Annotated in this window: 17 protein-coding genes and 1 tRNA gene; 6 read left to right on the top strand and 12 right to left on the bottom strand. The window is 47.6% G+C overall.

The features are described from left to right. Positions 1–694: 694 nt before the first annotated feature. Positions 695–1249, top strand: a complete 555-nt coding sequence (locus RCO84_RS03215; RefSeq protein ID WP_287819274.1) for a glutathione peroxidase — start codon at positions 695–697, stop codon at positions 1247–1249. A 179-nt stretch (positions 1250–1428) separates the two neighbouring features. Here the strand turns inward: RCO84_RS03215 and RCO84_RS03210 are convergent, their stop codons facing one another. The 10 genes from RCO84_RS03210 to RCO84_RS03165 all read right to left on the bottom strand — a co-directional run bounded on the left by RCO84_RS03210 (position 1429) and on the right by RCO84_RS03165 (position 13541). Further along, positions 1429–2790 (bottom strand): TrpB-like pyridoxal phosphate-dependent enzyme, encoded by a 1362-nt coding sequence (locus RCO84_RS03210; RefSeq protein ID WP_317583863.1) that lies wholly within the window; start codon positions 2788–2790, stop codon positions 1429–1431. Positions 2791–3205: 415 nt separating this feature from the next. Beyond that, positions 3206–6622 carry a transcription-repair coupling factor gene (gene mfd, locus RCO84_RS03205; RefSeq protein ID WP_317573538.1) on the bottom strand — a complete coding sequence of 1139 codons (3417 nt, stop codon included), beginning with the start codon at positions 6620–6622 and terminating at the stop codon, positions 3206–3208. Positions 6623–6671: 49 nt separating this feature from the next. Continuing rightward, complete coding sequence (locus tag RCO84_RS03200; protein WP_006847253.1) at positions 6672–7412, bottom strand: polyprenol monophosphomannose synthase; 741 nt, start codon at positions 7410–7412, stop codon at positions 6672–6674. A gap of 94 nt (positions 7413–7506) precedes the next feature. Then, positions 7507–8265: a lysophospholipid acyltransferase family protein gene (locus RCO84_RS03195; protein WP_264900674.1), complete on the bottom strand. Its 759-nt coding sequence runs from the start codon at positions 8263–8265 to the stop codon at positions 7507–7509. A gap of 59 nt (positions 8266–8324) precedes the next feature. Next, positions 8325–9542 carry a metallophosphoesterase gene (locus RCO84_RS03190; protein WP_317583861.1) on the bottom strand — a complete coding sequence of 406 codons (1218 nt, stop codon included), beginning with the start codon at positions 9540–9542 and terminating at the stop codon, positions 8325–8327. Further along, on the bottom strand, positions 9539–10360 hold the full coding sequence (locus tag RCO84_RS03185; protein WP_317583859.1) for a vitamin B12 dependent-methionine synthase activation domain-containing protein: 822 nt from the start codon (positions 10358–10360) through the stop codon (positions 9539–9541). The genes RCO84_RS03190 and RCO84_RS03185 overlap by 4 nt, the downstream gene beginning before the upstream one ends. Before the next feature lie 45 nt (positions 10361–10405). Continuing rightward, positions 10406–11740 (bottom strand): dihydroorotase, encoded by a 1335-nt coding sequence (locus RCO84_RS03180; RefSeq protein WP_144152058.1) that lies wholly within the window; start codon positions 11738–11740, stop codon positions 10406–10408. A 69-nt stretch (positions 11741–11809) separates the two neighbouring features. Further along, positions 11810–12634 carry a DUF4369 domain-containing protein gene (locus tag RCO84_RS03175; RefSeq protein ID WP_317576982.1) on the bottom strand — a complete coding sequence of 275 codons (825 nt, stop codon included), beginning with the start codon at positions 12632–12634 and terminating at the stop codon, positions 11810–11812. Between the two features lie 150 nt (positions 12635–12784). Beyond that, entirely contained in the window at positions 12785–13210 is a 426-nt protein-coding gene (locus RCO84_RS03170; protein ID WP_144152050.1) for a hypothetical protein, read from the bottom strand. Further along, on the bottom strand, positions 13194–13541 hold the full coding sequence (locus tag RCO84_RS03165) for an FtsB family cell division protein (protein ID WP_144152047.1): 348 nt from the start codon (positions 13539–13541) through the stop codon (positions 13194–13196). Before RCO84_RS03165 ends, RCO84_RS03170 begins: the two co-directional genes overlap by 17 nt. 68 nt (positions 13542–13609) lie before the next feature. Here RCO84_RS03165 and RCO84_RS03160 point away from each other — a divergent pair, with 68 nt between their 5' ends. After that, positions 13610–15526, top strand: coding sequence for a DNA polymerase III subunit gamma/tau (locus tag RCO84_RS03160; protein WP_317583854.1), 1917 nt, complete (start codon positions 13610–13612; stop codon positions 15524–15526). Positions 15527–16312: 786 nt separating this feature from the next. Here RCO84_RS03160 and asnA read toward each other — a convergent pair. Next, entirely contained in the window at positions 16313–17350 is a 1038-nt protein-coding gene (asnA, locus tag RCO84_RS03155) for an aspartate--ammonia ligase (protein ID WP_317573534.1), read from the bottom strand. A gap of 258 nt (positions 17351–17608) precedes the next feature. Here asnA and RCO84_RS03150 point away from each other — a divergent pair. The 3 genes from RCO84_RS03150 (at position 17609) to RCO84_RS03140 (ending at position 21253) form a co-directional block, all read left to right on the top strand. Next, positions 17609–17682, top strand: a tRNA-Arg gene (locus RCO84_RS03150). A 34-nt stretch (positions 17683–17716) separates the two neighbouring features. Continuing rightward, on the top strand, positions 17717–18940 hold the full coding sequence (gene pepT, locus RCO84_RS03145) for a peptidase T (RefSeq protein ID WP_218434408.1): 1224 nt from the start codon (positions 17717–17719) through the stop codon (positions 18938–18940). Positions 18941–18997: 57 nt separating this feature from the next. Further along, positions 18998–21253 (top strand): cation:proton antiporter, encoded by a 2256-nt coding sequence (locus RCO84_RS03140; protein ID WP_317583853.1) that lies wholly within the window; start codon positions 18998–19000, stop codon positions 21251–21253. 11 nt (positions 21254–21264) lie between these two features. On the opposite strand, the gene RCO84_RS03135 is transcribed toward RCO84_RS03140, so the two are convergent. Then, entirely contained in the window at positions 21265–22095 is an 831-nt protein-coding gene (locus RCO84_RS03135) for a DUF5715 family protein (protein WP_317583851.1), read from the bottom strand. A 232-nt stretch (positions 22096–22327) separates the two neighbouring features. Here RCO84_RS03135 and RCO84_RS03130 point away from each other — a divergent pair, with 232 nt between their 5' ends. After that, positions 22328–23314 (top strand): PhoH family protein, encoded by a 987-nt coding sequence (locus RCO84_RS03130; protein ID WP_022120453.1) that lies wholly within the window; start codon positions 22328–22330, stop codon positions 23312–23314. Positions 23315–23326 lie beyond the last annotated feature (12 nt).

Here is a 23326-nt window from a genome sequence, read left to right as displayed (position 1 = left end):
GGCTGCTTTTATCTGTATTGACAAAAAAGGAATACATATTACAGGACCTATCTTCAGTTGTTGCCGAGCACAGCCTTCTTCGTTATCGTACACAGCAAAACGTTCAAGCAAGGAAAAAAGCAGAATAGTCATAAAATTGAGCCGTTTTGCTTTGTTTTTTGACCGAATATTGCAAAAAAGTATAAAAATGGGGGGGGTATTTGATTAATTTTCCCTTTTTACTAAAAAAAAACTGAGAAAAAGTTTGGCGTTACAAGAAAATGTAGTATCTTTGCAACAAGTTCTTAGAAAAGTTAAATGATAGATTAATCGTAAACCTTTTTTTCTTTGTTTTTTTGAGGAAAAAGAGGTAAAGAAAAAGGAATGCAGGGTTTGTGAAAATCCTGCATTTTTTATTTTTATGCTGTTTCATACTGATATTGTGTAGTTATATCGTCTACACATTTTATTCTTCTATATTCTATATCTAACCGATATCTATATACTCAGCTATATGGTATCTGTTTACCCAGATATACACTATCTATCTACATTATATATATTACGCTTATTCCTTCATCTATGATTTTGTTCGATTTTTAGAATTTTTAAAAAAACTCTTGAAGTATTCTAAGAGAAAAGTAGTATCTTTGCACTCTAGATCATATAAGTTGAGATCGGAAATATAGATAACACATACATAAAGATAAAAAAAATGAGAACTGTTTACGAATTTTCTGTTAAAGACAGAAAGGGAAAGGATGTTTCCCTCAAGGAGTATGCCAACGAAGTGCTGCTCATCGTTAACACCGCTACAAAGTGTGGTTTCACCCCTCAGTATGAGGAACTGGAGAAACTTTATGAGACCTATCATTCTCAAGGTTTCGAAATACTTGATTTTCCTTGCAACCAGTTTGGTCAGCAAGCCCCTGGTACAGATGAAAGCATTCATCAGTTCTGCAAGCTTACATACGGCACAGAGTTCCAGCGCTACAAGAAGATCAAGGTAAACGGAGACGATGCTGCCCCTCTCTTCAAATTTCTGAAAGAATGTAAGGGCTTTGCTGGTTGGGACGAGAGCCACCCTCTCTACCCTGTTCTCGACAAGATGTTGAGCGAGGCTGATCCTAACTACAAGGAGAGTGCCGACATCAAGTGGAACTTCACCAAGTTCCTCGTTAACAAGAAGGGTCAGGTTGTAGCCCGCTTCGAGCCTACCACAAGCTTCGATGTCATCGCTAAGGCTATCGAAGAGTGGTTGAACTCCTAATGAAAGATAGAAGTCTCGAACTGAGAATAGAATTTCTAAAATAAAAAAGAGAATAGAATCTCTAAATAAGAAGCCAGGTTGCTTTTCGCAGCCTGGCTTCTTTTATAATGTGAAATTGTTATTTCAATATATCTCAAAGAATAATTGTCAACTGTTTGTAATATACTGTTAACTATAATTTAGTCAACCTTTGGCACATCCTTGAGGAAGTGCTGGATTTCTTCATCACTCACAGAATAATCGCGCAAATCGCCATTGATAAAGCTATCGTAAGACGGCATATCGATAAGACCATGACCTGAGAGACAGAACAGGATAACCTTCTTCTTGCCCTCTTCCTTAGCCTTCAGAGCCTCACGTATAGTGGCTGCAATCGCATGACAGCTCTCTGGAGCAGGAATGATACCCTCGGTCTGAGCGAAGAGCATACCTGACTTGAATGACTCTAGCTGAGGGATATCTACACCATGCAGATAACCATCCTTCAGAAGTTGGGAGATAATCATACCAGCACCATGATAACGGAGACCACCTGCATGAATGTTGGCAGGCTTGAAATCATGACCTAGAGTAAACATTGGCAGCAATGGAGTGTAACCTGCCTCATCACCGAAATCATACTCGAACTTACCGCGAGTCAGCTTAGGACAGCTCTCCGGCTCTGCAGCTATAAACTCAGTATGGCGCTCGCCTGTGAAGTTGTGACGGAGGAATGGGAAGGCAATACCACCAAAGTTACTACCACCACCGAAACAAGCAATCACCTGATCAGGATACTCACCTGCCATCGCCATCTGCTTCTCTGCCTCTAGACCGATGACGGTCTGGTGAAGTGCCACATGATTGAGCACAGAACCCAGCGTATACTTACAGCCCGGTGTGGTTGTAGCCAGCTCAACAGCCTCACTGATGGCAGTACCGAGCGAACCAGGATGATGAGGATCACGTGTGATAATGTTCTTACCTGCGCGTGTACTCATGGAAGGAGAACCCTCTACAGTGGCTCCAAACGTACGCATGATACTGGAACGGTATGGTTTCTGCTGCATGGTAATCTTTACCTGATAAACTGCTGCCTCCAGGCCGTAGAGTTTTGCTGCATAAGAGAGGGCTGCACCCCACTGGCCTGCACCAGTCTCTGTAGTGACATTGGTATCACCCTCCTGCTTACAGTAGTAGCACTGAGGAATGGCTGAATTGATTTTATGAGAGCCTAACGGATTGATACTCTCATTCTTGAAATAAATATGCGCCGGAGTACCGAGTGCCTCCTCAAGGGCGTAAGCACGTACAAGAGGGGTTGAACGGTAGAAGGTGTACTTCTCCAGCACATCTTCCGGAATATCAATCCAAGCGTGCTCTGTATCAAGTTCCTGCTTTGAGCACTCCTTATTAAATACGTGTGACAAATCATCAGCATTCATTGGCTGGTGTGTCTGAGGGTTCAACGGTGGCAATGGCTTGTTAGGCATATCTGCCTGAATGTTGTACCACAGAGTAGGAAGTTCCTGCTCGCTTAAGATGTACTTTTTCTGTCTCATGTTTATATATATATGTTTAAAATTGTTGTATGCCTGAACAAAGGTACAAATAAAAAATGAAATAAAAAACTTTTTATCTGATTTTCCACTATTTTTTATATTTTTGTCCAACCAATCAGTTAATTCTACAGGTATTATTCGTTACGAACGTATGCATTCAGTGTGGTTTCTAAGATTTCAACCAAATATTACACCTAAAATATCAAATATTACCCCACTATTATAACAGGAAATAGTATCTTTGCATCAGAAAAATTCAACATGCGTTGTGAAACGCTTATCATCATCTTTTACTTATACAAAAAAATAAAACATTGGAGCTCAATAGGGGTATTGAGATTCCAATGTTTTTTTATGTATTAAACTGAATCAAATATTAACGCATGTGGTCTTATTTATTTTCTTTCAGTTTAAATCAGTCATCTGTTTCATTACCTAAATCTATCTGCGATATCTGATTCAACAGATTTACAGCCTGCCCTACTGTCTTCACATCATTGATGCGAAGCATTCGCTTGTTGAATTTTTCCTTCAGAACACAATCTTGAATATGACTGGTAACGTAAGCGAGTATGCGGTTAAACATCTGACTTCTGTAGAACGGACTGTTTACATTGCTCACAAACTGCATCTGCATATAGCCCTGCTTGAGAATAATCTTCTCGCAACCTAGCTTCTTGCCTACCCTACGCAGACCTACCACATGCATCAGTTCGTCTGCTTCGTGAGGCACAGGACCAAAACGGTCTATCATACGCTTGCGGTAAGCCTCTACTTCCTCATCACTCTCCAGACGGTCCAGTTCACGATAAAGGAGCATGCGCTCGCTGTCGCCCGGCACATAAGTCTGAGGAAAATACATCTCCAGATCGCTCTCTATGCCACAATCGTCAACGAAATCATCACCCGTAAGCTGGGCACCTTCATCCATCTTCTCCTGATAAAGATCACAGAACTCCTCGTTTTTCAACTCTGTGACAGCCTGAGAGAGAATCTTCTGGTAGGTTTCATAACCCAGATCTTCCATAAAACCGCTCTGCTCAGAGCCCAGCAGATTACCCGCACCGCGGATATCCAGGTCCTGCATGGCAAGATTGAAGCCGCTACCCAGTTCGCTGAACGTCTCCAGCGCCTCCAGACGGCGACGCGCCTCAGGAGTAAGTACACTCTTAGGTGGCGCCATCAGATAGCAGAAAGCCTTCTTGTTGCTTCTTCCTACGCGTCCACGCATCTGATGCAGGTCACTCAATCCGAAGTGATGAGCATCGCTCACGATAATCGTATTGGCATTGGAAATGTCGATACCGTTCTCTACAATAGTGGTAGAAAGCAGTACATCATAATCGTAATTGATAAAGCCCATGATGATTTTCTCCAAATCCTCTGGCTTCATCTGTCCGTGACCGATTGCTACCCTACAGTCTGGGATATGCTTCTCGATGAGCATCTTGAGCTCCGGAAGCTTGGATATTCTGTCGCATACGAAATAAACCTGTCCGTTTCGGCTCATCTCGAAATTGATGGCATCGCAGATAACTTCACGACTAAACGTTACCAGTTCGGTATGAATCGGATAACGGTTAGGTGGCGGAGTGCGCATGATACTCATATCCCGGGCGCCCATCAGAGAGAACTGGAGGGTTCGCGGAATCGGAGTGGCACTCATCGTGAGTGTATCGACATTTACCTTGAGCTGACGGAGTTTCTCTTTGGTAGACACACCGAACTTCTGCTCTTCATCGATGATGAGCAGTCCCAGGTCATGCCATTTCACGGTCTTTGATATCAGCTTATGCGTACCTATGAGGATATCAATCTTACCCTCTTTCAGGGCGTCAAGCACCTCTCTGGTTTCCTTCGTAGTACGGGCTCTACTGAGATAGTCTACCCTTACAGGCATGCCTTCCAGACGCTTTTTGAAAGTCTGATAGTGCTGGAAAGCCAGAACGGTAGTAGGCACCAGCACCGCAACCTGCTTGCTGTCGCACGCTGCCTTGAAGGCTGCACGGATGGCAACCTCAGTCTTGCCGAAGCCCACATCGCCACAAACCAGACGGTCCATCGGTCTGCCGCTCTCCATATCCTTCTTCACCTCCTGAGTAGCCTTATTCTGGTCTGGCGTATCTTCATACAGGAAGGAAGCCTCCAGCGTATGCTGCAGATAATTGTCGGCACTGAAGGCGAATCCCTTCTCCCGTCGGCGCTGGGCATAGAGTTTGATCAGGTCGCGCGCAATGTCCTTGATTCGCTTCTTAGCTTTGTCCTTGAGTTTGTCCCAGGCACCTGTACCCAGTGTAGACAGGCGAGGCGGAGTACCGGTATCGCTGCGGCGATATTTGCTGATTTTATAAAGCGAGTGGATAGAAACATCCACCTTGTCATTGTTCGTATAGACGATGCGGATCATTTCCTGATAGCTGTTGCCCGTAGGAACCCTAACCAGACCGCCGAACTTGCCGATACCGAAGTCTACATGCACGATAAAATCTCCCACTTCCATCTCCTGCAGTTCCTTCATGGTGAGTGCCATCTTGCCGGCTCTCGCTTTATCTGAGCGCAGGTTATATTTATGAAAACGGTCAAAAATCTGATGATCGGTAAAGAAACAGCACTTCTTGTCATGGTCAGTAAAGCCTTCATGAAGCGTCTTGTCTACCGGTGTAAAACGGATGGCGTAGCGCTTCAGCTCTTCGCTTTCAAAGATATCCTTCAGGCGCTGTTGCTGCTTCTGGCTATCTGCCAATATATATAAGGTGTAACCCTGGAGCAGGAAATCCTCCAGAGTCTGACAAAGCAAATTGAAATTCTTATGGAAAAGAGGCTGTGGAGCGATATTAAAAGGTATCACAGCCGAACTCTCTGACGGAGCAACCTTGCCGAACTCGATACGGAGATGAGCCGCTACTGCCTTCTTGAAATCGAGCGGAGAAACGAGGTTGAACTCGGTCTTCATGTCACGCCTGATGCGCTCAGCCTCTACCTCAGTAGCTCCCTCCAGCTGCTCGGTAAGGCTCTGCGATGAGAAGCCTTCGGTATAGATCTGAGCGATGCGGTCGCAAACGAAAGAAAGGTCTTTCGCAACGACTGGCGTACTTTCGGAGAGGAAATTGAGGAAACACTGCTTGTTGCTCTCGATATGGGCGAGTTCGGGCACGATTTCTATCTCTGTGCGCTTCGCCTGCGAGAGCTGGGTCTCAACATCAAAGGTACGGATGGTGTCAATCTCATCGCCGAAGAAGTCGATACGGAACGGATATTCGCAGCTGTAGGAATAGACATCGAGGATGCTTCCACGCACGGCAAACTGGCCCGGTTCATAAACATAATCGGTTTCTTTGAGTTCGAAATCGCGCAAGGTATGAACCACATCGGTCTGAGCAATCTGCTGACCTACAGTCAGTTTCAGAATCCGTTCATCCAGATTCTGCTTAGCCACAACGAGTTCTGCCAGTGCATCGGGATAAGTGACTACCAGGAAATGTCCTCCCGAAGAGAGGCGCGCCAGCACCTCTGTACGTAGGATTTCGTTCGCTGCATCACGCTGCCCGTATTTCACGGCACGCCGATAGCTGGAAGGAAAGAAGAAGACCTTCTCCTGCCCCATCATCTGAGTGAAATCGTGATAAAAATAGCCTGCTTCATCAGCATCATCCAGTACGAAGAGTACCGAACGCCTCATCTTCCCCTGCAGAGAAGCAAAGAACATCGGAGCCGAAGAGCACAGCAAACCCTGGAGAAAAATGGAATGAACCGACTTCTTCCCCATCAAATCAAAGAGGGCATCCGCCTGTGGCGAACGCCCGTATGTTTTTTCTATCTTTTGGATTTCCATCCAAGTACTGATTAGTGATTACTGATTACTGAGTAGTGATTACTGAGTATTAATCCTTCTTCGGATATTTTTTGAACCAGCCATCCAGGCGCAGTCGCATCACGCCAAAGAAAGCCTCACCAAAGATGCCACCACTCATCTTGCTCACACCTTCACGACGGTTAACAAAGATGACAGGCACCTCCTTGATCTTGAAACCTATTCGATGAGCCGTATATTTCATCTCTATCTGGAAAGCATAGCCCTTGAAGCGGATAGCATCCAAATCTATAGTTTCCAATACCTTACGTCGGTAGCAGACGAATCCTGCTGTGGTATCATTCACCTTAAATCCGGTTACGATACGTACGTATTTAGAAGCGAAATAGCTCATCAATACGCGTCCGATAGGCCAGTTGACTACGTTCACACCCGAAATATATCTTGAGCCTACAGCCACATCATACCCCTCATCGTGAGTTGCCGCATAGAGACGAGGCAAATCATTAGGATCATGACTGAAGTCGGCATCCATCTCGAAGATGAAGTCATAGCCCTGCTTCAATGACCATTTGAAGCCCATGATATAGGCTGTACCTAAACCGAGTTTACCCGAACGCTCCAGGATATGCAGACGACCGGCAAACTCATTAGCCATCAAGCCCTTGACAATGGCAGCAGTACCGTCAGGACTTCCGTCATCGATAACGAGGATATCAAACTGCTTTTCGAGACCGAAGACAGCACGGATGATTTTCTCGATGTTTTCCTTCTCATTATATGTAGGAATGATTACTATGCTATCACTCATAACTTCTTATAATTTTAATGATTCTGATTCTATATAATGTAATACAGATGCAAAATTACAACTTATTTTTGAAATAACAAGCGAAAACCCGAAATTATTGGTCTGGATTCTCTACAAAACCCTGATATTTCTTGTCAAGTCCGTTCATGATCGCCTCATAGCTCTTGTTCATCTGGTTCTTGATATTGTCAGCTCCCTTGCCTATCGGCTCGATAGGCTCATGAATGGTGAGCTTCAGAGGATGCCAGAAAGCCCAGTAGATATCCTTCATGCGAGGCTTCACATCAAAACTGCCATTGATGGTAAGCGGACATACCGGCAACTGCAGTTCATCGGCAAGCATGAAAGCACCACGACGGAACACACCCATGTGTCCCGTAAACGAACGGGCGCCCTCTGGGAATACCACCAGCGACATGCCCTCTTTGAGCACCTCGCGAGCACGGTCATAAGAAGCGCGGATCTTCGAAGGTCCGCTCTTGTCTACAAAGATGTGGTGCGCATACTCACAGGCGATACCGATGAGAGGCACTTTGCGCAAGCCCTTCTTCATCATCCACTTGAAGTTTCTGCCCAGAAAACCGTATATCAGGAAGATATCAAAAGCACCCTGATGATTGGCCACGAAAACATAACTCTGGTTCTTCTTGAGATGCTCACGTCCCTCCACCTTTACAGGCAGAAAGAGGATGCGGACCCAAAGCCAGGACCAATACTTACCAGGATAATAGCCCCAGAAATGGCCATTGCCCAGCATACATCCCAAAACAGTAGTTAAACTGGTTAAAACGCTAGCCAACAAGAGGATAGGCAAGCATATAACAAGTTGATACAGACGATATAAGTACTTCATTTTTTATTAAGAATGAATAATTTAACACTCAACATTTAACATTTAACACTCAACACTCCTCATTTTCTTTTGAGTGTGATGACCACGATTTCTGCCGTAGCCCCTATGCGGATTGGAACGGTACCGCCCAGACCCGATGTGGTATAGAGCTGGCAACCTTCCTCTTCGAAAAGGCCATAATCATAAGGAGTGAACATCGACGGACGCAAGCCCAGGATACTGATCTGCCCCGCATGCGTATGACCACTCAGCGTAAGCTGCGGTGCTACGACCAGCGAATCCTTCCTGTCAGGTCCTATCACATCGCCATCCTTATCCTTCTCCTTATTAATAGTAGAAGGCCAGGTCTCGCGCCATTGCTTCGGAATATGCTGCAGCATCAGCACGAAAGAGCCCGGTCTGATGCCATACAGCGCCTTCCTTACGTTGGTTCGCTTTGGCTTGTCATAGTTCTCTGTACCAGCTACATAGATGCTGTCAGCACCTCTATGCACCGCCACATGTTCATTCATCAGCAGGTGCCATCCGCAACTCCGCTGGAAGTCCTGCATCCGCTTCTCTAATGCAGCTATCTCCTGCTCATCATCTACATCCATATAATAGGTGTAATCGTGATTGCCCAGCACACTCATCACGCCGTCTCTGGCTTTCAGACTGCTGAGCAGCGCCTGATACTCAGGCAGTTCATCGGGCGTAACATTCTGTAAATCACCCGTAAAGCAAATCAGATCAGGTTTTTCAGCATTAATGCTGTCGATATCGCGCTGAGGCAGATGACCACGCCAGCCATAGTATGACCCGAGATGGATGTCGCTGAACTGAACGATACGATAGCCCTCGAAAGACTTCGGCAGATTAGGTACATAGATGGTGATACGCTTGACTTGCATCTTAGGAAAACCTTCGGTAAATCCGTAGATAAAGCAGAAGAACGCCACCGCTCCCACTACCAGTCCGAGGAGCTTACCCCAGTTGCGATGGCCGTGAAGGAGCCGCATACAGCACCAACCGAAGACACAGAACAGGCTGAAGACAAACTGCGGAACTGCACATACTGCCATCATCACAAACCAGATGTCGATGAGCACCGGATTGCGTGGCAGGAAGTTGGGCAGCATCGTGATATACGCGCTGTAGGCGATAACCACAAAAGCCGGCAACCAGAAGAGCACCCTCTGCCAGAGACTCTTCAGCCGTAACTTGCCATACCTTTTATATATCCACAGATACGGCAACAGGGTGAATACCACTACGGGTATCAATATTCTTGCTATCATTTCTTGATCAAACTTGATTGAAGATACATTTTCATTGCCTGCACGGGCACTCCTCTGCGCTGTGCATAGTCGCGAAGCTGGTCGTCTCCTATCCGTCCCAGTTCGAAATACCGCGACTTGGGATGTGCAAACATCAGCCCCGAGACACTGGCATGAGGCGTCATCATTCCGCTTGTGGTGAGTCGGATGCCCACCTGACTCATATCGATGAGCTGGTCGATGATGAAGTTGGCACTGGTATCGGGCAGCGAAGGATATCCTATAGCCGGACGGATGCCCTGATAGCGCTCCAGATGCTGGTCTTCGATGCTCAGCTGCTCGTCGGGAGCATAGCCCCAGATGCTGCGTCTCACCTCTTCGTGCAACTTCTCTGCCGTGGCTTCAGCCAACCGGTCGCAGAGTGTCTGTGCCATCATATTGAGGTAGTCGTCAGAGCGATATTTCTTCTCTAGACCGCCATCTACCGTCGTGCAGAAGATACCCAGCCGGTCTGTTATTCCACTGCCCAGAGGACGGATGAAATCAGCCAGACAGAGATTGGGTTCTCCCTGAGCCGCCGGATGCTGCTGACGGAGCATCGGGAAGCGGACTTTCTGCCCTTCCAGCCAGATATCATCCCCCTCGCTGTTCGCCTCGAAGAGTCCGAAGACGGCATAGGTATGATATTCGCCTTCCCATGAATGGAGCATATCGAGCGCCTCAACCTTCAGTTTTTCCTTTTCCTCTCGAGGTTTGCCGCTCAATCCCCAGGCATGATAAAAGTATAGCCAGTTGATATATGGCTCAATTTCGCTTATATTGTATACTATTCTTCGCATCCGATACGATATTTTATTTTACAATCTCCGTAAGATTTCCCTTTTTCAGGAATTGTTTCTGAACTCCAGTTCCTCTCCTCTGCAAGCGGCATCAAACACACCTTTGTTATAGATAAGACTACCGTTACAGAAAGTCTGTTCCACTTTCCATGCAAACTCATCACCCTCTACAGGGCTCCATTTACACTTGCTCTGAATCACCTCTGCGGTCACCTTCCAAGGCTCTCCCTTGCGCACCACAACGACATCTGCCTTATAACCCGGACGCAGGAAGCCGCGCTGACTGATATGGAACAGACGGGCTGGATTATGGCACATCAGTTCAACCAGGCGCTCGATACTGATTACCTTTTCGTCAACAAGTTTCAGCATGCTTACCAGCGAGAACTGTACCATTGGCATACCTGATGCAGCCTTGGCACAACCGCCCTGTTTATCCTTCAACTGATGAGGAGCATGATCGGTACCTACTACAGTTATCTTACCATTATTCAGCGCCTTACGCAAAGCTTCACGGTCAGCAGCGGTCTTTACTGCAGGGTTGCATTTGATGCGTGCGCCCTTCACAGCGTAATCTTTATCCGAGAACATAAGATGAGCCACAACAGCCTCGCCTGTAATATTTTCATCCTTACCAAAGAACTCCAATTCCTTAGCCGTAGTAACGTGAGCGATATGGAGATGCGCCCCGCTTTCCTTAGCCAGCTGCACCGCCAGACGGCTGCTTTCATAGCAAGCCTCCTCGCTGCGTATTTCCGGATGATGTTCTACGGCAGGGTCCTCACCCCATTTCTGCTTAGCCAGCTGCATGTTGCGGTTGATGATTTCGGTATCCTCACAGTGGGTCATCACCGGCAAATCCAGCTCTTTCGCCTTCTTGAAGATAGCCTGCAGCGCCTCATATTTATCCACCAGCATATTGCCCGTACTGGAGCCCATAAAGAGCTTGATGCCCGGAACATGATGCGTATCGAGCTGCTCAAAATCATTTACATTGTCATTGGTAGCACCAAAGAAGAAACTGTAGTTTACATGACTCTTCTCTGCGCCCAGCTGCCGCTTTGCCTGCCAGGCCTCCAGAGTGGTAGTCTGAGGTACCGTGTTAGGCATCTCAAAATAACTGGTCACACCACCAAAGGCAGCAGCGCGGCTTTCGCTCTCGATGTCAGCCTTCTGCGTAAGTCCCGGCTCACGGAAGTGAACATGATCATCAATCACACCCGGCAAAACAAAACACCCCGAGGCATCGATAACTTCATCGTAATTGCCACGGGGTGCCTCGCCTTCATATATTTCCTTGATAAATTTACCATCCAACAAGAGGTCGCCCACAAAAGAGCGACCCTCATTTATAATGGTTCCATTCTTGATTAATTTCATATTACTAAACTTATAAAATGAAGAGTTTTACAAGATGTTAATGCCCAAGACCTTGAAAGAGCCCTGTTTCTACTTCTGACCTTCCTGTTTTTCAGGAATCGTAGGCGCAGCCAGTTCGTTGGCTGTAGGTGCCGGAGCCGCATCAGGATTTACCTGTGGAGCCGCTTCCATCTCTGGCTGCATGCCGCTCTGCGCATCTCGGGTACCATTCATAATCTCCTGATTTTCTTGAGCTTTTTTATAATAGTCCTTTACATAAGGATCATTCTTGAAATAGTCGGTAGCCTTGCTCATGATATCCTCAATCCAAGGAGAGAGCATCGGATACTGGTTGCCCATTGTAACGAGAAAGAAGACGCCCGGTCCCAGCACATTGTTGAAGTTGTCGGTAACAAACGAAGTGATGAGCTTGTCTTCCTGCTCAGAGAGGCGGATGGATTCCTCGTTCAGATGCTTGTTGACAGCCGCCATATCGCTACCATTCATGATAGCCTGGTCGTGCTTGTGTACCAGTTCGCGCAACTGATTCTGAATCTGCTGGTATTTCCTGAAGAATCCGAAGAGTTTATCGTTCATAGGAGTACCGCTTACCACCTGCTGTGTATCATCGAGCTTCACCGTAATGCTTCCACTCTCCAGCACCAGCGGCAGCACAGGGTCATCATCCATGAAGATATTCGCCATCTTCATAGAGTCGACAGAACCCTGAAAATGGAACTGTCCGTGCACTACATCGCAAGAATCCACGTTCTTGAAATCGTTGTTTTCCAGTATCTTAAGGTACAGCATGCGTCCGTCCAGAGTACTTACGTTAGAAGTACCCGAGATATCGTAACTGTTGGCACAAGATGCAAGTGCCATCAAGACAATGAATGCGTAAAAAATTCTATTCATAAGCTATCTATATCACTTTCGGTGAACAAAAGTACAATCTTAATTTGAACTGACGAAATAAATTGCAGCAATTTAATTCATTCTTACAAGATTTATGTTTTGTTTGCACTCCTATTGCCCACCGAAAGCTTTTTTCTCGTCCTTTCTATATTACTGATTGTTTTCCTTCTTCAGTTCATGAGAGATGCGATGCGTGGTATACAGTTCCAGCAGGGCTGCGACGAGGAGGAAGACTACCCACTTATTATAGAAATAGGTGATATAGGTCTCATAATTCTCAAACCAGCGGCGCAGGAAAGCATACACCGTATCTACCATCGAGATGCCTGAGAGCACGAAGAAGATGTCTGCTACATACTGCATCCGCTTCAGGCGGTGGATAACCAACGAAGGTCCCTCATAGACCTGCATCGCCTGCATTACACTGAAGAGTATGGTGCCCAGCAGGAACCCCCAGCTCGTTACCTGCACCAGCTGCGGATGTGAAAAACCAAATGCGAAGCAAGCCGCACCGACAACCATCAGCACGCCGCCCAGCAAGAAAATAACACTTTCCAGTTTACTCAATTGTTTCATTTTCGTCTTGTTCGTTAGTTTTTTCCGGAATATCCGAACTCAATACAAAGATGTCTTCATCATCAGCCTTCATGAAATAACACTGGCGGGCTATCTTCTCAAATGCCCGCGCACCATGCTGCATATCGCGCAGGGTATGCTTGTCGTTTTCATACTGCTCACGATACTTTTCTATCTCCGAACGGAGCGTAGCTATTTCTATCTGGTACTTAATGTGCTGTCTTACACTGTTGTCATCAACTACACCAACTACCAGAACACCCGCCACAATCACTATAAGATACTTATAATGAGCGAGATAATTCCATATAATACCAAGTTTTTTACTCATTTCTTCCGAATTTGTTTGCAAAGATAATATTTTTTTGTTATCTTTGCATCATCAATTAAGAAAAAATAATGGAAGAGTATATAGTTTCTGCAAGAAAGTACCGTCCGATGACCTTCGATTCGGTTGTCGGACAGAGTGCATTGACCACCACTTTGAAGAATGCAGTGAAGAGCGGCAAGCTGGCGCACGCCTATCTTTTCTGCGGTCCGAGAGGTGTGGGAAAAACCACTTGTGCCCGCATTTTTGCGAAGGCAATCAACTGCGAGCATCCTCGTGAAGACGGCGAGGCATGCAACGAATGTGAGAGCTGCCGTGCCTTCAATGAGCAGCGTTCCTACAACATTTTCGAGCTGGATGCCGCCAGCAACAACGGTGTTGACCAGATTAAGGTTCTGATGGAGCAGACCCGCATCCCGCCTCAGGTGGGCAAGTATAAGGTGTTTATCATCGATGAGGTCCACATGCTCTCTACAGCCGCCTTCAACGCCTTTCTCAAGACGCTGGAAGAGCCACCTCAGCATGTCATCTTCATCCTCGCCACTACCGAGAAGCATAAGATTCTGCCTACCATCCTGAGCCGATGCCAGATTTACGACTTCGAGCGAATGACGGTAGCCAATACCATCAACCACCTGAAGATGGTGGCTGAGAAGGAAGGCATACAATATGAAGAGCAGGCGCTCGCCGTGATAGCCGAAAAGGCAGACGGAGGTATGCGCGATGCCCTCTCTATCTTCGACCAGGCTGCCAGTTTCTGCATGGGCAACATCACTTACCAGAAGGTAATCGAGGACCTGAACGTGCTCGACAGCGACAACTATTTCCGGCTGGTAGACCTGGCTCTGGAGAACAAGGTAGCCGAGATGATGGTAACACTCGACGGCATTCTGAACCGCGGTTTCGATGGTGGCAACATGATACAGGGGCTTGCCCAGCACGTGCGCAATGTGATGATGGCGAAGGACCCTCAGACCCTGCCTCTGCTCGAGACCAGCGACGACCAGAAAGCCAAGTTCCAGGCTCAAGCCCAGAAGGCACCTACACCTTTCTTATATAAGGCGCTGGAACTGATGAACCAGTGCGATATCCATTACCGCGCCAGCAGCAACAAGCGATTACTGGTAGAGCTCACCCTGATACAGATAGGCCAGATTACGCAGCCCGAGGATCAGGATGTGCCTAGTGCGGGGCGTACGCCCAATAGATTAAAATCCCTGTTTCAGAAACTCCTGGCTCAGTCTAAGCTTGCCTCTCAGGGTGCAGGTTCTGAGCCTTCCGGCAGCAGCGAAAACCGGTCATCACAGCCGGGAGCGTCTGCTGCTACAGCTACTGCCGTGCCTTCGTCAGGGGCACCGACAGCCGCTTCTGCAGCCTCCAATGCTGCATCTTATTCTGCATCTGCCACCGCAGCCGCATCTGCCTCTCCAGAAGACTCAGCCGCTGCCGGAGCTGCTATTGATGCTGCATCGCCTCACAAGCCACGACTCAAGAATATCAAGCTGGGCGGCATAGGCATGACTTTCTCTAACCTGAAGAAGAAGGAGGAGAACCAGCGCCGCCTGCACAGTCCGTATGATGATGCCAATGAGGAAAAAGCGACCATCACGGGCGACCAGAACGAGTTCACCCAGGAGCAGGTGGAAGCAACATGGTTCAGTATGTGCATGAGAATGCAGAACAAGCTGGATTTCATAGGCTTAGCCAACCGCATGAAGAGTATTGTACCGAAGATAACCAACTATCCGCAGATAGAGGTTATCATCAACAACCAGCTCTTGCTAGACGACGTTTTGAACATCAAGAACCGCATTCTCAAGACTTTCGTCTTAGGTCTTCACAACAGCGAACTGAGCATCAGCTACCGCCTTGCCGACCAGGAAGAGGTAGGCAAGGTTCTTACCAAGAATGAAGTTCTGGAACTTCTTATGGAGAAGAACCCTGCGATGAAAAAACTCACAAAAGACCTGGATCTGGTTATGACATAGAAGATACTCCACACGATACGAAATTCTCCACTCCATGTAGGACAACCTATACGGAGTGAAGAAAAATGTTTTACAAATATCAGAAGTCTGGCACTTTAAGAGATATAGAAAAGTAAAGATCTAAGGCGTTACCGTGTGACAGTTGTGACAGTTGTGACAGTTTTCAGCGGAGGGGGTATATTGCGAGTTTGCAGCTATTAAATTATAAGTATATATATTTAAATTATTATATATATAATAATTTACCTCTAAAGAAAGGGAAGGAGGGGGTAGGCGCTGAAAACTGTCACAACTGTCACAACTGTCACACTGTAACGCTTTCTGGGTAAAAAGGAAGTAGTCAGAAGAAATGGCTTTTTTATAGCATCTCATTGTTTTCTTGCTCAAAACACACAGAGAAACATTTTACAAAATATAGTTTTCTTCCCCGCAACTCTACGACTTTTTTTGTTTAACTACGAAAGCCGGAATGTTAAAATCGGTTTAACATAACTCTGCAGGGTGAAATTTGGCAGTTCGGAGATTTTGATGTACTTTTGCACCATCGTTAAAAAGATTCCCGTGAAGCGCAGACCTTGATGTCGCGAAACGCGACACCAAACTTTTACGACCCGCGAAATGCAAGGGTTGACGCTGTAAGACACAGCCTCAAGGTATAAAACAAAAAAAAGCCCCCGATGCAGAAACCCACCGGGAGCCTTCGTAAGCAAATTATTATTATCTTAAAAAGATCAACTGAATATGCAGCACATCACAGTACACACCATGAAGCACCGACAGAAAGGCTTAGATAAGATTCATGCCCGCTTCCTCAGCCTCCTTGCGCATCTCCTCAGGCCAGATGCTAGCCTGAATCTCACCAATGTGAGCCTTATGAAGCAATACCATGCACAGACGGCTCTGGCCGATACCGCCACCAATACTCAGAGGCAACTTGTCGTTCAGGAGCTGCTGATGGAAGTAAAGCTTCTCTCTATCCTCCTTGCCCTCCAGCTTAAGCTGACGCAGCAGACTCTCCTTGTCGACACGGATACCCATAGAACTGAGCTCGAAACTGCGACCCAGAACAGGATACCAGATGAGGATATCACCATTCAGTCCCACCTTGCCGTTCTCAGCCACGGTGCTCCAGTCATCATAGTCAGGAGCTCGGCCATCATGCTTCTTGCCATCGCTCAACTTGCCGCCAATGCCCTCTACAAATACAGCGCCATACTTCTTGCAGATTGCATCCTCGCGCTCCTTAGGAGAAAGGTCTGGATACATATCGAGTAAATCCTGCGCATGAATAAAATGAATCTCCTTAGGCAGGAAAGGCTTCAGCTGAGGATAATGCTCGCAAGCCAGGAACTCGGTACGCAGGATGGCACCATAGATGCGGCGCACAATATTCTCGAGGAAGGCGATGGTACGGTCTTCCTTGGTAATCACAGCCTCCCAGTCCCACTGGTCAACATAGAGCGAATGAAGATTATCCAGCTCCTCGTCAGCACGGATGGCGTTCATATCAGTATATACACCATAAGCAGGCTCAATCTCATACTCGGCAAGCGTCAGTCGCTTCCACTTGGCAAGAGAATGAACCACCTCAGCCTGGGCTTCGCCCAAATCCTTGATAGGGAAACTTACAGGGCGCTCTACGCCGTTCAGGTCATCATTGATACCAAGACCCTTCAATACGAAGAGCGGAGCGGTAACACGACGCAGACGGAGCTCGGTGCTCAGGTTTTGCTGGAAAAAATCTTTTATCATTTTAATACCCATTTCGGTCTGGCGCATATCCAGCAGCGCCTTGTACCCTTCAGGTTTTATCAAATTGCTCATTTTTATTTCATATTTAGTATTTGCGCTGCAAAGGTACAAAATAATAATTAATCTGCAAGCATTTTTCCGTATTTTTTCGCAAAATGATAGCATTTTTAAGTTTTTTAGTAGCATTTTGTAGAACAATTTGCAAATACACATTATATATATGAAAAAATCTGCCCCAAATATTTGGTTATTTCAAATAAAAGCAGTAATTTTGCAGTCGACTTCCCGATTCGATGTCATTCAGGCGGAGAAACGGGCGGCAGAAAAGAGGGTCTCGTAGCTTAGCTGAATAGAGCGTCAGATTCCGGTTCTGAAGGTCGTGGGTTTGAATCCCACCGAGATCACCCGAAACAACAGAAATGATTAATAATTGAAAACATGGATTTAGTAGAACGATTTATAAACTATACGAAATTCGACACACAGTCGAGCGAAGAATCGACCAGCGTGCCTAGTACGGCAAAACAGCTCGAATTTGCCAAGTACCTGAAGAAGGAACTTGAGGACGAAGGACTGAGCGATGTCGAAATGGATGACATGGGCTATATCTATGCCACCCTAAAGAGCAATACCAAGAAAAAGACTCCTACCATCGGATTTATTTCACACATGGATACATCGCCTGATGCCAGCGGAAAGGATGTAAAGGCGCGCGTCATCAAGAACTATGACGGCAACGACATCGAGCTGAGCCCGGGCATCATCTCAAGCGTTGAGACTTTCCCAGAGCTGAAGGCACACAAGGGAGAGGATATCATCGTGACAGACGGTACTACCCTGCTGGGTGCTGACGACAAGGCGGGCATCGCTGAAATCGTACAGGCTATGTGCTATCTGCGCGACCACGACGAAATCAAGCACGGCGATATCCGCGTAGGTTTCAATCCTGACGAGGAAATCGGTATGGGTGCGCATCATTTCGATGTAGAGAAGTTTGGCTGCGACTGGGCGTACACCGTAGATGGCGGCGACCTGGGCGATCTGGAATACGAGAACTTCAATGCTGCCGGAGCTAAAATCATCATCAAGGGCGTGAGCGTTCATACAGGCTATGCCAAGGGAAAGATGGTGAATGCAAGCCGACTGGCTGTGGAATTCCAGAACATGATTCCTGAGAACGAGACTCCTGAGCAGACTGAAGGCTACCAGGGTTTCTACCACCTCATCGGCATCGAGAGCCGCTGCGAGGAGGCAAAACTCAGCTACATCATCCGAGATCACGACCGCAACAGGTTTGAAAACCGCAAGGATTTCATCGAGGACTGCGTGAATAAGATGAACGAGAAGTATGGCGACGGAACCGTAAAGGCGGTTATCTACGACCAGTACTATAACATGAAGGAGAAGATTGATCCTAACATGCACGTCATCGACATCGTGCTCAGAGCGATGCAGGAGAGCGGCGTTCCACCTCGCGTAGAACCTATCCGCGGCGGTACCGACGGAGCCCAGCTGAGCTTCAAGGGTCTGCCTTGTCCTAACATCTTCGCCGGCGGTGTCAACTTCCACGGCCCTCACGAGTTTGTGAGCATCCAGGTAATGGAGAAGGTAGTGAAGACCATCGTGAAGATAGCGGAAATCACAGAAGAATACAACGACTAATACAGATATGGGGAATTTAGACACATCTAAATTCCCCTTTTTCATAAACAGAAAAATATGGCTGAAATTCCATTCTTAGTAAAAGACCTTGCCCTCATCCTGATGGTAGCAGGCATCGTAACCCTCATCTTCAAGAGGCTCAAGCAGCCGCTGGTGCTGGGATACATCATGGCGGGATTCCTGGTTTCGCCACACATGTCCTACACCATGTCGGTAGTCGACGAGACGGATATCCAGACCTGGGCCGACATCGGTGTCATCTTCACCCTCTTCTCGCTCGGTCTCGACTTCTCGTTCAAGAAAATCGTGAAGATGGGTGCCTCTCCCATCATCGCCACCGTGGTCATCGTGTTCTGCATGATGATGCTGGGCATCAGCGTAGGCCACGGCTTCGGCTGGGGAAGGATGGACTGCATCTTCCTGGGCGGTATGCTCGCCATGAGCTCCACCACTATTATATATAAGGCTTTCGATGATATGCGGCTGCGCACCCAGAAGTTTGCCTCGATGGTGATGAGCGTGCTGATACTGGAAGATATCCTGGCTATCGTGATGATGGTGATGCTGTCGGCGATAGCGAGCGGAAGCAGTCCCGACGGCGGGCAGATGCTTGCCTCTATCGTGAAGATAGGCTTCTTCCTGGGCGTATGGTTTATCGTGGGCATCTTCGCCATTCCGTGGTTCCTGCGTTCGGTGAGGAAACTCATCAATGCCGAAACCCTGCTCATCGTTTCGCTGGGTCTGTGCTGCGGCATGGCGGTACTGAGCACCAAGGTGGGGTTCAGCAGCGCCTTCGGAGCCTTCGTCATGGGCAGCATACTGGCAGAAACCATTGAGGCAGAGAAGATTATCAAACTCGTAGAACCGGTAAAGAATCTCTTCGGAGCCATCTTCTTCGTATCGGTAGGTATGCTGGTAGACCCGAAGATTCTGGTAGAATATGCCGTTCCTATCCTCGCCCTGGTCGGTACGATACTGGTAGGTCAGGCGATATTCGGCACCTTCGGATTCATGCTCGGAGGCGAGTCGCTGAAGTCGGCGATGCGCTGCGGTTTCTCGATGGCTCAGATTGGTGAGTTCTCTTTCATCATCGCCTCGCTGGGTCTGTCGCTCGGCGTCATCAGCAAGTTCCTCTATCCGGTAGTGGTAGCAGTGAGCGTCATCACCACCTTCCTTACACCTTATATGATTCGTCTTGCCACACCTACCTATCAGGTGATGGAGAAACATCTGCCCGACAAGCTCATCCATATTCTGAACCATTTCGCGATGAGTCATCCCCAGACGCAGCAACAGAGCAAGTGGAAATCGCTGATCCGCCAAATGCTGGTCAACACCACCGCCTACTCCATCCTCTCGGCAGCCGTCATCGCCCTGATGTTCACCTTCGTGCTGCCACTGATGCGCAATCTGCTGCCCGGCTGGCATCTCCACTGGTATGCCAACGCCATCACCGGTCTGCTCACCGTCCTATTCATCTCACCGTTCCTGCGCGCCATTGTGATGAAGAAGAACCACAGTGCCGAGTGGAAACGCCTCTGGGTGGAGAGCAGCATCAACCGCGTGCCGCTGCTCTTTACGGTGTTCGTGCGCTTCATGATAGCACTGGCTTTCATCTTCTATATCATCAATTTCCTCTCGCGCTTTACCAATGCGCTGATTGTCTGCATCGGTGCCGCCGTGGTGATGCTGATGCTGGCATCCCGCCACATCAAGAAGCGTAGCATCGTGATGGAGCGCGTCTTCGTCCACAACCTGCGTTCGCGCGATATTGCGGCTCAGGTGAACGGCGAAAAACGGCCGCTCTACGAGGGCAGACTGCTGGACCGGGATATCCACATCAGCGAATTTGAAGTGCCTGAAGATAGCAGTTGGACTGGCAAATCGCTGCGAGAGCTGCATCTGCGCCAGCGGTTCGGTGTAGACCTGAGCAGCATTCACCGCGGCTCTCACCGGCTGAACATCCCGAACGGCGACATGATCATCTTTCCGGGCGACAAGCTGCAGGTAATCGGCAACGACGACCAGCTGCAGAAATTCAATATCGCCCTGCAGAGCGACCTGCTGCCTGAGGAGGCTGAAATAGAAAAGCGCGAGATGAAACTCAGCCAGCTCATCATCTCTTCTTCCAGCGAATTCCTGGGCAAGACGCTCATCGAAAGCGGTATCAGAGACCGGTACAACTGCATGGTTGTAGGACTGGAAGAAGGTCGTGAGAATCTGACGCACGTATCCCCTACCCGAGTCTTCAAGAAGGGAGACATCATCTGGATAGTGGGAGAAGAAGCAGATTTGAAGAGAATCAAAAATTAAATGAAACACCACTACTTCACGGTGATATGGAAGCACCCCTGGTTCACCTCATATTTAATATAGCAGCGGTTCTTGTTGCGGAAATCGCGAAGCACCTCGGAGAACACCCATTTCAGGGTATCATTCTGCACCTGGCGGCGAGGCTGTTCACGAGTCTGAATCTGCTTATAGCGGTTGTAGCAGATATCGAAGGTAGTACCATAGAGATGGCACGAATTCTCGGTAGCATTACCGTTTCGGGTACGCAGTTTCGCCACATCATCCTTGGTGCGCAGAATGCTCGTCACGATAATCTTATGCAGCGGAATGCCCTTGATCTGCAGCGAATCGAAATAGGCACGACCAATATCCTGGAGCAGCACAGAGGCACGAGGCACCAGATAAGGAATACTGTTGTTCAGCTTGTCGACATAAAAGAAAGGATTGTTGCCCACATACACCAGCTTGCCCTTGCTGTTCTCCGCCTCCAGACGGTTCTGTACCGGTTTCACACCATGCTTAGTAGCCGCCAGAATCTGCACATCCTGCTGGTCGGGGAAAGTATTGCCGAAATGAGGCACCGAGAAGATGCGATGCTTCACCTCCTTGCCATCCTTGTCGAAGAAGATAGAAGGCTTGCCGCTCTGTGCCGTATCAGGCATAACAGAGAGTTCATCCTTCTTCAGGTCCTCAGCCACATTTCCATCAGCACCAGCCGATGCATCAGAAATTTCAGCAGAAGAAGCATCAGAAGCAGCCGCCGTTTTCGGTTTTGCCACCCCCGGGAAGATGACTCTCACCAGCGCCAGAAGCAAAACCACAATACCAAAACCCTGTAAATATCTGTTCTTACTAATCTTCATAATTATCTTATTTTCACGAAATAATATTCTATATTCTTCAGGCAAAACGGGAACCGCATCGCCAAATTTAGCTGCAAAGGTAACAAAATCTTTCGAAAAAATAGCTTTTTTAATATTTAAAGAATGTTTTATTCGCCGAAATTTGCTCATTTCATGGAAAAGTAGTAATTTTGCAGCGTTATATAACAAAATATTAGATAGGATAGTTTAAACTTTATAGAATTAAGACATTTTGATAGAGAAACATATTGTACTCGAAGATATCGATCCAGTGATGTTCTACGGTGTGAACAATGCCCACCTGCAGATGATTAAATCGCTGTATCCTAAGTTGCGTATCGTAGCACGCGACAACGTGATTCGTGTGCTCGGCGACGAGGAGGAAATGGCAAAGGTGGAAGAGGATATTGAGCAGATGCGCAAGCACTTGCTTAAATACAACATGCTCAATGATGAAGACATCCTGGACATCGTGAAAGGAAAACAGACCAAGGCGGACAGCGTGAAAGGCGTGCTGGTATACAGCATCAGCGGCCGACCTATCAAGAGCCGCAGCGAAAACCAGCAGCAGCTGATAGATGCTTACGAGAAGAACGACATGGTATTTGCCGTGGGACCAGCCGGTACCGGTAAGACCTATCTCAGCATCGCCCTTGCCGTAAAAGCCCTCAAGGAGAAAGCCATCAAGAAAATCATCCTCTCACGACCAGCCGTAGAAGCCGGCGAAAAGCTCGGTTTCCTGCCTGGCGATATGAAAGACAAAATTGACCCATACCTCCAGCCACTCTACGATGCGCTGGAAGACATGATACCTGCCGTAAAGCTACAGGATATGATGGAAAAGCACATTATCCAGATTGCTCCGCTCGCCTTTATGCGCGGACGCACACTCAGCGATGCCGTCGTCATCCTCGACGAGGCGCAGAACACAACCTCCCAACAGATTCGCATGTTCCTCACCCGTATGGGCATGAACACCAAGATGATTATCACCGGCGACCTGACACAGATTGACCTGCCACGCGAACAGCGAAGCGGACTGAAGGAGGCGCTCAAGATTCTAGACGGCGTGGAAGGCATCGGAGTGGTGAAGCTGGGACAGAAGGATATCGTGCGCCACAAACTCGTAACCCGCATCGTCAACGCATACGACAAGTATGACAAGGAGAGAGCGGAAGCACGGGAAGCTCAGAAAGCAGAAAAAGATAATTCAAAATAATCAGAATGAAGA

This window comes from Segatella copri (assembly GCF_949820605.1).
GTDB lineage: Bacteria > Bacteroidota > Bacteroidia > Bacteroidales > Bacteroidaceae > Prevotella.
This window is presented reverse-complemented; position numbering and strand designations above follow the sequence as displayed.